Genomic DNA, 12,938 nt, shown 5'->3' with positions numbered 1-12,938 from the left:
GCAAAAGGCATCTCCGGCATACTGTCACATGCCAAAGAGGGCATCCGGCTCTGGTACAGGACAAAGCGTCCGACATACCGTCAACTCTGCCTTAAGCTGACCGCCTGAATAGATAAAAGAATATGCCTCCCCAAGCCCGGTTCCGGCGGGGCTTATAAAAGTGCCTCTATTCTCGGTACTGCCATTCTGAATTTTTCAAAAAGCGGCAGATTGGTACTTGGAGAAGACATATCTATCTTTTCAATGCAGTTTGCGGAAACTCAAGTTTATCCCTTATTGGTTCATATCTATTTCACTATCAACTGCTAAATTATCTTTTAAGATAAAATCTAAAACATTTGATTGGAGATGAATGCATGGCTTCTTTCGATCCCGTAATTATGGGTGAACGCATTAAAAAACAACGACTTTTAAACGGATATTCAAGGGAAACTCTTGCAGAGATGGCTGAGATCACGCCCAGATTTTGTTATGACATCGAATTGGGCCTCAAAAACATGTCTGTACGAACTCTATGCAATCTTTCAGACGCTCTTCATGTTTCCGTTGATTATATTTTGTATGGCTCCACCGAATCTTCCGATAATTATGACTCCATTATAGGGATGATCTCGCTTTGTCCCACCGATAAAAAAGAGCATCTGGAACAGATTATTTCCCACTATATCCAGGCAGTTCAGGATAAATCATAATCTTCAGGGCGAATTGTTCCAAATTCGCCCTGTTTTTCATTGTATTATATTTTATAGAGAAGGCGCCTTCCTTCCCACATAATTCAACAGCCGCATCAGATCCACCAGATTGACATTGCCATTTTGATCTATATCGGCTGCCTGCAGCACCTCTCCCGACAAAATCTCCTTGCGTCCCACATGGTTCAGGCACTGCATCAGATCCACCAGATTGATCTGACCGTCTCCACTAATATCCCCTTTGGTTACACTGCTCGTTTTTGTACTAGGTGTCACAAAAAAGGAAAACACTTGACTGGTAAGGCTCTTTCCAGTTGTCCCCTCATCTAAAGTCTTTGTCGCAATCCCAGTCTCCTGCAGACCATTGGGGAAATTGATTTCCAAGTATCCGTCATCTGTAACTTTCAGGTTGTCCTTAATAAGTACCAGATCGTCCTGCATAGGTACTTTGTCTCCTTCCCAGTAAACGCGCGAAATCCGTAACGGGTTTTCCCCGCACTGATGCAGAAAGTCCTGTTCTATGCGGATACGGACCGTAATCGGGAAAGAGGCATCTGTTGTCGCCACATGGACCGGATAATAGATGTCATTTTCCGGGGTACCTGCATACCATCTGTGCCTATCCTCCCGCTGGACCTTGAGTTCCAGGTCAACTGCCTTTTTTATATCCGCTCCCTTCACTACGATCTCGGCATTGGCCTTTTCATCTGGAACGATCACCGTCAAGTCTTTTTCCTTGACAACATTCCAAAATTCAGCGGTAAACAGCCGGATTTCCAGTTCATCCATAAGGGAACCCTGTACCACCACTGTCGTTCCCTCTTCTGTATTCTTGACTTTTTCAGCAATATTATCTGTCCGAATATCCAACAACTGCATGTCTTCCGCTTGGGTGACAGACAGGGACAGCGATGTCTGCGGGCTAAAAGAAACCTGGTTGCCTCCTGTGACAAGATTGCTCCGTTTGTCATAGTAGGACCACGAACCATTCATATTTAGTGATGTATCTGTCAACAGTATACTCTCAAAATCGTATACACCGCCAGCGCAGTATGGCACTATGTCAAATTCGCATATATAACCTGTTTCTTCTTTCACAATGCTCTTGCTGTGGATTGTAAGATAAGAGTTATAGGTCCCCTCCGTACTATTGTCACAGACATAGGTCATAGTCACACTGGAAATACCAGTCTCCTCCTCAGCTTGTATGCGGACTTTCAATGTATCCGAAGCAGAGAGCTCAGGATTGAGCACTTCAATTCCGGCAAGCCGCGGAGCGGTAAAGTCCCGATCTGTCATCTCTGTTTCAGTCACTGTAAATTTACAAGTGTCTACCTTGGGGATATCTGTGTATTCTCCACTCTGGTCGACAAGTTTTCCGTCTGAATTCATATAATTAATATAGTTGCCAGCCTCGTCATGCAAAGAGAGATGATCCAAGGTATAAGTCCCCTCCAAGGTTGTCTCCGGCACTGTGTATTCCACAATATAACATTCTTCCGCATCAGAGTAATAAAATTCATCTTTTTCATCACTCGTGTAAGCAGCAACTAACATATAGCTCAGATTGTCTTCACTCATAAAACGAACGGATACATCTGTTATAGGAGCGATTTCTCCCTGCGTTTTAAATTTTAACTGCACATTCCCGGGTGCTTTAACCTCTGCAGGTGTAACAGAAATACTCCCTAAAAACGGAGGCTCTGTGTCTAGTGTTTCAGAAGAGGCAACTGTAAAATCCATCTCTCCAGCATAGGGAAGATCCTCTATCCGATTACCACCGCATCTCCCGGTCATTTTCGTATTGTCCCTATCGGGATCATAAAAATACACGGTTGACGTTAACGCCCCGTTAGCATCATTTAGATTGATATATTGCAATTGCCATTCGCCGCCCACTGACTCGTACTTTCCAATCTGCATCTCCAGTGTCAACTCTTTCTCTTCCCCCGGAGATAATAGGTATGCACCATATGTCCCATCACACGAAAGGGTCTTCGGTGAATCGCTGGCTGACTCCCCTTTCTTGCGCCATGTAAGACTGCAATAGTTGGGCCGCACAGTCGCATCCTTATCCGAGTCATTATAGAGAAGCAATGTGATCTCAAAGGCATCTCCTGCTTTTAAATTAGATAGCTCCGTATCTCCTTCCAGCCACATATCTTTTATTTTTATCCCTTTTCCATACTCGTCCTGGGAGGTGTCGCTACTTTCTTCCGCTCTTACATTCATCACTTCCATTCCAGGAAAGCAGAGTCCGGCAAGCATGACAGCAGCCACTAACCACAAAATTCTCTTTTTTAATTTTCTGTACATATTCTTTCCTCCAAACTCAATCACAAAGTTGTGCTTTTTCTTCCCACATAGTTCAAAAGTCTCATCAGATCTACCAAATTAACACTGCCATTCTGATCAATATCAGCAGCCAGAAGAGCATCCCCTGTCAGTTCCGCTTTCCTCCCCACGTGATTTAGACACTGCATCAGATCCACCAGGTTAACCTGTCCGTCTCCATTGATATCCCCCTTTGTAACTTTGTCCGCGCTGGATGACACGACAAAAGAAAATTCCTGCCCTATGCCGCGTACCGCAGGTCCTGCGTCCAGTACCTGTGTTGCAACCCCTGTTCCCTGTAATCCATCGGGAAATCCAATCTCCAGATATCCTTCTTCTGTTACCGTCAGATTATCTTGTATGATTGATATGTTTCCATCTGCATTTACTTTTGAGATCCGTATAGGATTGTCACTGCACTGCTCCAGGAACTCATTGTCCAGTTTAATCCTCATCACAAGCGGAACAGTCGTATCTGTCGTATATACTTCAACGGGATAATAAATATCATCCTCTCCGACTCCCGCGGGTTCTTCTGTCAAATCCCCACGATTAATTTTCAACTGCTTAGTTCCCTTCGATATCACTGACAGACCTGCTCCTTCAATAACTATCTCTGAGTTTCTGTCCTGGTCCGGGATAATGACCGTTATCTCCTTTTCCTTTACTGTCTTCAAAAAGTCAGGGGTAATCGCATTTCCAGTCGACGCTCCTATATATGCTCCTGTAAGGACCACTGTTCCTCCATTTTGGGCGCTGGTGACAGCTCTCTCCAAATCCGCAAACTGAACATTTACAATAGATGTATTTTCCTCCTGTGTAACTGACAGATGATACGAGATATCGTCTGATATAGCGACTTCTCCGCTGCCGCTAGTGAAGCAGTGCCGATCTCTGTCATATGAATACACTGATCCGTTGGCCCGGACTGATCCATCATACAGATTAATGTTCTGGAGTTCATACCCCCCTGGCACACAGTATGGGTCCAGCTCAAAGGTACATATATAACCGGACTCCCCAAGAATAATATTTTCGCTATCCAGTTTAAAAAATTCATACAGTCCATTCATATCTGTATCCGCATAATACATCAGAGAAACCTTTGACAGTCCGGATGTATCATTGATCTGCAATTTACACTGCAGATCATCTCCAGCTTTAATTTTGTTCCTTTCTAATTCCATTTGTACAATCTCTGGCGGAGTAAAATCTTCATCCGCTAAGCTCTCTGTGATGTCAAAACTGCATGTTTCAACCTTTGGGCAGGCGTCAGCTCCCGAAAATTCTTCCTCCAGATATCCATCTCTCAATACGTATGATCTTTGGTTCCAGTTTTCATCTGCGATATTTATATATTGCAATTCATAAACCCCGCTAAGCATCGTATTGTCAATCTCGATTTCCACCGTATAGCAGTGACTTTCCGAAGAGTAAGTCACATCATCTTCATCAAACATCAGCCCGCCCTGCTCTCTGCCTTTGTCTCTAAACATGCCGCCGATATACTCTATCTCTGTCTCTTCTCCCTCCGTCCATACTTGTAAAGTCACATGTCCCGGGGCAGTAACTTTCCACGGCTCCGCGGAAATCTTCGTTATGATCGGCGCCGTTACATCTTGACTTTCCGAAGCAGTCACCGTATAAGAAAGTTCTTCCTGATACGGCCAGACATCAACCACATTGTTATCCATATTGCATCCCACAAGCGCTGTCGATACGCCATCTCCCCACTCTGAATAAGTAACCGCCGGCAGATTGATCCCGTCTCCCCCCTCTGACCAGCAGTTGATCCATATCTGTTCAAGAGATCTCTTTCCAGACATTTCATATTCCCCTATCTCTATCGGAAAATATATGTCTTTCTCATCTCCTGCCGCCAATTCAAACTTCTCTCCCTGTGCGGTAACATGGGTGTAACTGTATCCCGCCTCAGAACTGAACCAGGAAATATGGCACAATGCAGGATCAATCGGTATGTTTGTGTCTGTGTCATTCTGTAAAGTTATCGCAAATCTGAAAGAGGTCCCTGCTGTTACGTTATCTTTATCCACATTTCCTTCCGTATGGAAGTCCTTTATCTTGATGCCATCGCTTTCTGCCAGCACCACGTCATAGGATGATGTTTCCGGCAGGAATCTATCCGTTTCATCGCTTATATTGACCAAATCACCAGATGCGGTGTCCATATAATAGGATGTAGAATTTCCGGCTTTGTCTTCTGCTCTCACTTCACTGATCATATATTTTCCCGGGAAACGGTAAGACGGAGATGATGTAAGGGAAGCAGTTCCCTGACCGATATACCCGTCTTCGGCATATTTCAATCCATAGTATGATTCAGTGACACTCATAGAAGGATCCGACAGATTATAGGAAACTGTGATACCAGCAAGTCCACTCCCGTTTTCTTCGTAATCCACCTTAAGCATCAATTGTGTTCCGGAATAAATCGCTTCCTCCGGTACTAATCGAACACCTGTAATCTTAGGGGCACTTGTATCTTCTGTCAGGCTTTGCTGATCACTGGTCACCTTTTCGTTTCCCTCATTCTCTTCAACCAGATCCTCTGCTTTAACACTGCTTATCCCTGTGCCTGCAGCGGATAAATCCGTAAGCAAAGTACCCAACAGCAAAATTGCTATCCCTTTTTTTATCCTGTCCATGCATTTTATCCCTCCTCAAACAAAATTTATGCCTCTATTATAATTTATAGGGAATTATAGTTCAATATTTATCCCTTAATAGTTCTTTTTTGTAAAAATGTTTGAAAAGACAACCTCGTTTTTACTCTCTGCCATTTTTGTGCTATACTGAATACAGAAATACAGCCCGTCCTGCGCCGCAGGACTCTCAGAAAAAGGAGGAACAATCATCATGCTCGAGACACTTCTTGGCCTACCGGGATTTATCTACCAGGCAGGCGGAACATATTATTTTCTTGGAAAATGGATCTGCAAAGAATGCACCGATGTGGACGCCACAGACTGTGTGGCCATGTACCAGATGTGCCGGGACGCAAAAGAAGAGAAGGAGGCCTCCCTCTACTTCCAGAAGATCCGCGCCTACAGCGACTTTGCCCTGGAAATCCCCTATGACCCGGAGAAGATCCGCACGGGCATCCAGTCTCTTCTTGACAGCCTCTCTCCCGAGGCGGCTGCGAGTCTGGAAAAACAGATCCGGCAGGTGCAGGAGGATATGCAGTAAGCAAAATTTCTCACTTGACATTTATTTTGGAAATGCTATATTAGAAAGTACTTATACGACTGACGGAAGTGGAATGGACCACATGAAGTATAGGGAATGATAAGAGCCGACCGTCTGGGCATAAAATGTATGCCCGGACGGTCTTTTTTTGTGTCTTCCAGGCCGGCAGGTGCAGGACAGATCCCGGGCAGTGTATGAAGGAGGATGACCATATGATGCAGAAAACACAGTGGAATGGTTTTGAGGGAAGGCTCTGGAGGGAAGAGATCAATGTCCGGGACTTCATCCAGCACAACTACGCGCCCTACGAGGGGGACGCCTCTTTTCTGGAGGGCCCGGCTGACTCCACCCGCCTTCTCTGGAACGAGCTGCAAAAGCTCCAGAAAGAGGAGCGGGCGAAAGGCGGCGTCCTGGACATGGACACCGATATCGTCTCCACCATCACCTCCCACGGGCCCGGCTATATAAGCCAGGCCCTGAAGGACCAGGAAAAGGTGGTGGGACTGCAGACAGACAAGCCCCTGAAGCGGGCCTTCATGCCCTTTGGCGGCATCCGCATGGCGGAGGAAGCCTGCACCACCTACGGCTACACCCCTGACCCTGTACTCCACAAATTTTTCAGCGAGTACCACACGACCCACAACCAGGGCGTGTTCGATACCTACACGCCGGAGATCAAAAAGGCCCGGCACAGCAAGATCATCACCGGGCTGCCGGACACATATGGAAGGGGACGCATTGTGGGAGACTACCGCCGGGTAGCCCTCTACGGCATCGACCTTCTGATCCAGGCCAAAAAGGAGGATTTCGACCACTGCGGCTACGGCTCCATGCGAGATGACATCATCCGCCAGAGGGAGGAATTGGCCAAACAGATCCGGGCACTGGGACAGATGAAGGAGATGGCGGCCTCCTACGGCTTTGACATTTCCCGGCCCGCCGAAAACGCCCGGGAGGCAGTGCAGTGGCTCTACTTCGGCTACCTGGCGGCCATCAAGACCCAGAACGGGGCTGCCATGAGCGTGGGGCGCATCTCCACCTTCCTGGACATCTACATCCAGAGGGATCTTGCCGCAGGCATACTGACAGAACGTGAGGCCCAGGAGCTCATCGACCACCTGGCCATGAAGCTGCGCATGGTGAAATTCGCCCGCATCCCCTCTTACAACCAGCTCTTCTCCGGGGATCCCGTATGGGCGACCCTGGAGGTGGCGGGCATGGGGCAGGACGGCCGCTCCATGGTGACAAAGACCGACTACCGCTTCCTCCACACACTGGAAAATATGGGACCCTCTCCCGAGCCTAACCTGACGGTCCTCTACTCCACCCGTCTTCCGGAGAACTTCAAGGCCTACGCTGCCCGCATTTCCATAGATACCAGCTCTATCCAGTATGAAAATGACGACGTGATGCGGCCCATCTGGGGGGACGACTACTCCATCTGCTGCTGCGTGTCTGCCACCCAGACCGGGAAGGAGATGCAGTTCTTCGGTGCCAGGGCCAATCTGGCAAAATGTCTCCTCTACGCCATCAACGGCGGTGTGGACGAGCGCACCAAGGAGCAGGTGGGACCGGAAAACAGGCCCATCACATCCGAGTATCTGAACTACGATGAGGTGATGCACCGCTTTGATTCCATGATGGGATGGCTGGCAGGGCTCTACGTAAATGCCCTGAATCTGATCCAGTACATGCACGACAAGTACTACTACGAGTCCGCCCTCATGGCCCTCATCGACACCGACGTGCGCCGCACCTTTGCCACGGGCATCGCCGGCTTCTCCCATGTGGTGGACTCCTTAAGCGCCATCAAATACGCCAAAGTCCGGACCATCCGGGATGAGGACGGCATCGTGACGGACTACGAGACGATCGGGGATTTCCCCAGGTACGGAAATGACGATGACCGCGCGGACGACATTGCGGTCTGGCTCTTAAAAACCTTTATGCAGAAGATCCGCCAGCACCACACCTACCGGGATTCCGAGCCGACTACTTCCATCCTCACCATCACTTCCAACGTGGTGTACGGCAAAGCCACCGGCTCCCTGCCTGACGGGCGCAAAGCAGGAGAACCCCTCTCTCCCGGAGCCAATCCCAGCTATGGCGCCGAAAAGAGCGGGCTTCTGGCCTCCCTCAACTCCCTGGCCAAGCTCCCCTACGAGTGGGCCCTGGACGGCATCTCCAACACCCAGACCATCCACCCGGACGCTCTGGGACACTCACAGGAAGAGCGGGTGCGCAATCTCACCTCCATCCTGGACGGCTATTTCTTCCAGGGCGCCCACCATCTCAACGTCAATGTATTCGGCGTGGAGAAGCTCATTGACGCCATGGAGCATCCCGAGAAGGAGGAGTACGCCAACTTCACCATCCGTGTGTCCGGCTACGCGGTGAAATTCATCAGCCTGACAAGAGAGCAGCAGCTGGACGTGATCGCCCGGACCTGCCACAAAACCATGTAACACACCTATTGCACACAGGAGGAACTTGTAAGATGGAACACCTGCCAGAATACCCCTCACAGCCAGCCTCACAGCCAGGCAGCAGCAAAGGCCATGTCACGGGCCTTGTCCACTCCACGGAGAGCTTCGGCTCCGTGGACGGACCGGGCATCCGGTTTCTCATCTTCCTGCAGGGCTGTCCCCTGCGGTGCCGCTTCTGCCACAACCCGGACACCTGGGCGCTGACCTCCGGCCAGGCTCTCAGGGTGAGCGCTGACCAGCTTCTCGCCCAGGCTCTCCGCTACCGCCTCTACTGGGGCAAAGGCGGCGGCATCACGGTCAGCGGCGGGGAGCCCCTGCTCCAGATAGATTTCCTGGTGGAGTTTTTCAGGAAGGCAAAGGAGGCCGGCGTCCACACTGCCCTCGACACCTCCGGCGCCCCCTTTACCCGGGAAGAGCCCTTTTACAGCAGGTTTCTGGAGCTGATGAAGTACGTGGACCTTGTGCTCCTGGATCTGAAGATGATTGACCCGGCGGGACATCTTGGGCTGACCGGCCGGGGAAATGACAACATCCTGGACATGGCCCGCCTCCTTGATGAGCTGGGCGTGCCGGTCTGGATACGCCACGTCCTTGTCCCCGGCCTCACAGATAAAGAGACGGACCTGCGTGAAATGGATGCCTTTATCCGCTCCCTCGCCAATGTGGAGCGGGTGGAGGTGCTTCCCTACCACACGCTGGGAGTCTACAAGTGGAAGGAACTGGGCATCCCCTACTCTCTGGAGGATGTCCTTCCCCCTTCTGCTGAAGAAATGGAAAAGGCAGGACGCCTTCTGCATGCTGATCGCTAGCAGAGGGCGCCCTGCCTCTTTTTATCTTCTTATATTTGAATTCCGTACTTTTCCCATGCCTTTCCTGTGCTTTTTCCGTACTCTCCTTAGTGTCCACACCCGTGGTGCCCTTCTCCGTGTCCTCCGCACCCGTGATGTCCCTCGCCATGTCCTTTACAGTCATGGTGTCCTTCCCCGTGTCCGTGGTGGTCGCAGTTGGCCTCTGCGTTAGGCGAGAGCTTTCCTGCCAGCAGCTCCTCCACCGCCTGGTCCGCATCCCCTGACACTCCGGCGTAAAGCTGTATGCCTGCGGCAGTCAGCGCCTGTACGGCGCCTCCGCCGATGCCGCCGCAGATAAGTGCGTCCGCACCCAGGGCAGAGAGCACGCCTGCCAGGGCTCCGTGTCCCTGTCCGTCCGTATCCGCCACCTCCGAGGCGATGACCTTCCCCTCCTCCACATCGTAAATCTTAAACTGCTCCGTGTGTCCGAAATGCTGGAACACCTGTCCGTTTTCATATGTAACTGCTATCCTCATGATCCTGTCTCCCTTCGGTTTTTCATATTTCCGGCTGATGGCGTATTTGTAGCATCCGCCGCAGGCCCCGCAGTCCCCGTCTCCCCGGCAGAGCTGGTAATCCCCTCCGCCGATGGAGAGAGTCAGCCCCTCCACCAGTGCCCTCGCCAGCTTTTTTCTGGCGGAGGCGTAGACAAGCTGGACCGCGGTGCGGGAAATCTCCATCTGTTTTCCGCACTGCTCCTGGGAATATCCCTCGCCGTCGATGAGACGGATCGTCTCGTACTCGTCCACGGTCATGTTCACGGTCTCTTTCTTCCTGCCCCCTGCCGGAGCAAATACAAGAGTCCGGGGATACTCACACACCCGTCTGCATTTTCTGGGTCTTGGCATTTTTCATCTCCTCCTGTCGCATTTCTCTCTCCCTTTTCTGGTGACTGTCGCCTTCTCTTCTGTAAAGTATAGTTTTATTTCGGGTATATGTCAATAACTTTTTCTGTCATATGCCCGAAATAGAGGCATGCGACTATTGCATGGCCCTATTAATACCAGAAAAATCGGAAGGCTACGGCAGCGCCTTCCGGTAGTAATCCGTCTCTATGATCAGTTCTCCCAGCCGCAGACGGCAGTCCGCCAGGTACTTTTTATTTTCCACATACACATTCTTTTCTTCCTCTGTCATCTCCACATCCGGTGCAGGCTGAAACTCCTCTGTATATCTGCTGTAAGTCCCCTGGTCCGTGATCCAGGATCTGGAGAAAAAGACCGCCATCCCTTCCTGGTCAGACAGCACATCAATGCCCGCCAGCATCCGGGAGTCATATTCTGCGCCCAGAAGATTGAGAAGGGTGGGGAGTATATCCACCTGGGAGCAGACTTTCTCCACCTCCACAGGTTCCTCCATGCCGGCTGACCATAGGATCCAGGTATTCTTGTACACATCCAGGCTCACATTTTCCTCGTCCAGCGTCTCCACCGAGTCAGAACCGAAATCCTGCCCTGCCAGTTCTTCCAGAATATCCAGATCCGAGTAGGGCACGTGATCCGGTGCCATGGCGATCAGTGTGTGGTCCGCAATACCCGCCTCCTCCAGGTCCGCCTGCAGATGGGTCAGTCCTTTCTCCAGCTCCAGTCCTGCCGCAAGGTAGGCCTTTGTTTTGTCCGAATAAGGGAGAGAGGCCACCTGGTCCCAGTTTCGCCTGGACATCTCATTGCTGTCATACCCGTAGGGAAGATGCATGCTGATGGTCAGATAGTAGATGTTAAATGGTTCTTTATCCACATAGTCCTCAAACGTCTGCTGTACCATGTAGTCGTCCGACTGGGGCCAGTACTCGCGGCCGCCCTCGTCGGTCTCCTTTGTCACCGGTCGCTCACACGCATCTGCCTGCCGCCATTCATATCCAAGATTGGGGTGGGACAATTCCCGCCCGTACATATTCTGGTTAAAATGATATCCGCTGGAAGTATAGCCCTCCCCGTTCAATGCATTTGCCAGTGTAAAAGGCAGGTATGTGGACTGCTTTCCGCTCTCTGTCAGGCTGACCGGAAATCCTGCCCTCGGGTAAAGTCCTGTCAGATTCTGAAATTCCCCGCCCGACGTGCTTGTAAAATGAAGCGGCGAATAGAAGTTTTTAAACACAAATCCTTCTGTGGACATTTTGTAGAGGGTGGGCGTAAGCTCCGGGTCGATCATATAGCCGCTGAAGCCCTCCGCTGTGATAAAGATCACATTGTACCCCTCAAACATCCCCGTATACTCGTTCTGCTGTGCCGGCTGCACACTTCCGAAATATTCACTGAGCCATCTCTCTTCCTCGCTGGACGCCGCCGCTGCCAGCCCTTCAAAATCAATATGCATCTGATTGTGATCATACACCGGCTCCTCCGGTTCCTGCTGCCCTTCCGCCGCCTCCTCCACCTGGGGCATCGTCTCCCCTGGAGTTCCGAATATACTGTGTCGGACATCCTGCAGCAGCATGGTCCCAAGTCCAAGCTGCTCCACCTGGTCGTCTGTGTAAAGGTCTGTCCGAGCCAGATAGGCAGGGTTGATATCCCCCTTCCAGGGCAGAAGAAAGACCGCCGCCAGACAGGCAGCACCAAAAACACAGGATACCCCAAATGCCAGGACCGCCTGTTTCCATTCTGTCCGTCTCTCTTTTTTCCCCTCGCTGCTTCCCTCCTCTTCGGTCTCTTTTATCGTCTCCCTTGTCGACAGGAAATAGACGCCCAGAGGCAGCACCACCATAAGAAGGATACCCGGGATATTCTCCGCCAGGGCTGTCCACACAGCCGCGCTGTAGTCTCCCAGGTGATTGCCGGCGGCGGTCTCCAGCCCTCCTATGATCTGATAATACTGCTGGAGGATCACTTTACAGATGCACTCCGCCATATAGACCACTGTCATCAGAAGCGTGATGACGGCTCCCACAACCCGCCGGGCCTTCTTAGGCAAAAGTGAGGCCACAGCTGTGGCGAGAAGCCCCCAGGCCGCCGCAGCGCACAAAAATACAGGGGCATACCGCATATCCAGCCCCATATACAGATGGAACACAAGTTCCAGATAAACAGCCAGCGCTGCCAGTACAAATATTCTCTTTCTCATTCCCTCATCATCCGTATCTTTTGTATTTGAGAATATTATACACCCTGGCGCACCTGTCTGGCCAACAAAAAGCAACACAATAAAAAACCAGAACGCATCTCTTACGACTCATTCTGGTTCATCTATTATGTACCCTCAAAACCACATACAAGAAATCTTTTCTATCTTCCATCTCTTCTCCCGAACCTTTATGGTTATGCCCTCGACCGATTAGTAACAGTCAGCTCCACATGTTACCATGCTTCCACCTCTGCCCTATCTACCTCGTCGTCTTCAAGGGGTCTTACTACTTTCGTAGGGATATCTCATCT

Annotated in this window: 8 protein-coding genes and 1 riboswitch; of the genes, 4 read left to right on the top strand and 4 right to left on the bottom strand. The window is 50.5% G+C overall.

Going from position 1 to position 12,938, the window contains the following annotated elements; translation table 11 throughout:
• Positions 1-356 precede the first annotated feature (356 nt).
• Complete coding sequence (locus B5E62_RS16425) at positions 357-692, top strand: helix-turn-helix domain-containing protein (protein WP_087175585.1); 336 nt, start codon at positions 357-359, stop codon at positions 690-692.
• A 51-nt stretch (positions 693-743) separates the two neighbouring features.
• Here B5E62_RS16425 and B5E62_RS16420 read toward each other — a convergent pair whose 3' ends face one another.
• Together B5E62_RS16420 and B5E62_RS16415 are read right to left on the bottom strand one after the other, a co-directional pair.
• A complete protein-coding gene (locus B5E62_RS16420; RefSeq protein ID WP_087175584.1) occupies positions 744-3,008 on the bottom strand; it encodes a dockerin type I repeat-containing protein in 2,265 nt (754 codons plus the stop codon).
• Positions 3,009-3,028: 20 nt separating this feature from the next.
• Complete coding sequence (locus tag B5E62_RS16415) at positions 3,029-5,692, bottom strand: dockerin type I repeat-containing protein (protein ID WP_087175583.1); 2,664 nt, start codon at positions 5,690-5,692, stop codon at positions 3,029-3,031.
• A 211-nt stretch (positions 5,693-5,903) separates the two neighbouring features.
• On the opposite strand from B5E62_RS16415, the gene B5E62_RS16410 reads away from it, so the two are divergent.
• The 3 genes from B5E62_RS16410 to pflA all read left to right on the top strand — a co-directional run bounded on the left by B5E62_RS16410 (position 5,904) and on the right by pflA (position 9,528).
• Entirely contained in the window at positions 5,904-6,233 is a 330-nt protein-coding gene (locus B5E62_RS16410) for a hypothetical protein (RefSeq protein ID WP_242943681.1), read from the top strand.
• A 45-nt stretch (positions 6,234-6,278) separates the two neighbouring features.
• Positions 6,279-6,360: riboswitch (ZMP/ZTP riboswitch) on the top strand.
• Between the two features lie 85 nt (positions 6,361-6,445).
• On the top strand, positions 6,446-8,698 hold the full coding sequence (pflB, locus tag B5E62_RS16405) for a formate C-acetyltransferase (RefSeq protein ID WP_087175586.1): 2,253 nt from the start codon (positions 6,446-6,448) through the stop codon (positions 8,696-8,698).
• 32 nt (positions 8,699-8,730) lie between these two features.
• Entirely contained in the window at positions 8,731-9,528 is a 798-nt protein-coding gene (gene pflA / locus B5E62_RS16400) for a pyruvate formate-lyase-activating protein (RefSeq protein WP_087175582.1), read from the top strand.
• An 86-nt stretch (positions 9,529-9,614) separates the two neighbouring features.
• Here the strand turns inward: pflA and B5E62_RS16395 are convergent, their stop codons facing one another.
• Both B5E62_RS16395 and B5E62_RS16390 read right to left on the bottom strand, forming a co-directional pair.
• On the bottom strand, positions 9,615-10,415 hold the full coding sequence (locus B5E62_RS16395; RefSeq protein WP_087175581.1) for a NifB/NifX family molybdenum-iron cluster-binding protein: 801 nt from the start codon (positions 10,413-10,415) through the stop codon (positions 9,615-9,617).
• 172 nt (positions 10,416-10,587) lie between these two features.
• Complete coding sequence (locus B5E62_RS16390; RefSeq protein WP_087175580.1) at positions 10,588-12,627, bottom strand: LTA synthase family protein; 2,040 nt, start codon at positions 12,625-12,627, stop codon at positions 10,588-10,590.
• Positions 12,628-12,938 lie beyond the last annotated feature (311 nt).

The sequence above is a fragment of the Lachnoclostridium sp. An118 genome (assembly GCF_002160985.1).
GTDB classification, from domain to species: domain Bacteria; phylum Bacillota; class Clostridia; order Lachnospirales; family Lachnospiraceae; genus Claveliimonas; species Claveliimonas stercoravium.
Note: the sequence above shows the minus strand (reverse complement) of the source record. Positions and strands in the feature narration are given on the sequence as shown.

Excerpts from the sequence above, each read along its gene's own strand:
- B5E62_RS16425 (WP_087175585.1), top strand. The coding sequence starts at position 357 with ATGGCTTCTTTCGATCCCGTAATTATGGGTGAACGCATTAAAAAACAA.
- B5E62_RS16420 (WP_087175584.1), bottom strand. The coding sequence starts at position 3,008 with ATGTACAGAAAATTAAAAAAGAGAATTTTGTGGTTAGTGGCTGCTGTC.
- B5E62_RS16415 (WP_087175583.1), bottom strand. The coding sequence starts at position 5,692 with ATGGACAGGATAAAAAAAGGGATAGCAATTTTGCTGTTGGGTACTTTG.
- B5E62_RS16410 (WP_242943681.1), top strand. The coding sequence starts at position 5,904 with ATGCTCGAGACACTTCTTGGCCTACCGGGATTTATCTACCAGGCAGGC.
- pflB (WP_087175586.1), top strand. The coding sequence starts at position 6,446 with ATGATGCAGAAAACACAGTGGAATGGTTTTGAGGGAAGGCTCTGGAGG.
- pflA (WP_087175582.1), top strand. The coding sequence starts at position 8,731 with ATGGAACACCTGCCAGAATACCCCTCACAGCCAGCCTCACAGCCAGGC.
- B5E62_RS16395 (WP_087175581.1), bottom strand. The coding sequence starts at position 10,415 with ATGCCAAGACCCAGAAAATGCAGACGGGTGTGTGAGTATCCCCGGACT.
- B5E62_RS16390 (WP_087175580.1), bottom strand. The coding sequence starts at position 12,627 with ATGAGAAAGAGAATATTTGTACTGGCAGCGCTGGCTGTTTATCTGGAA.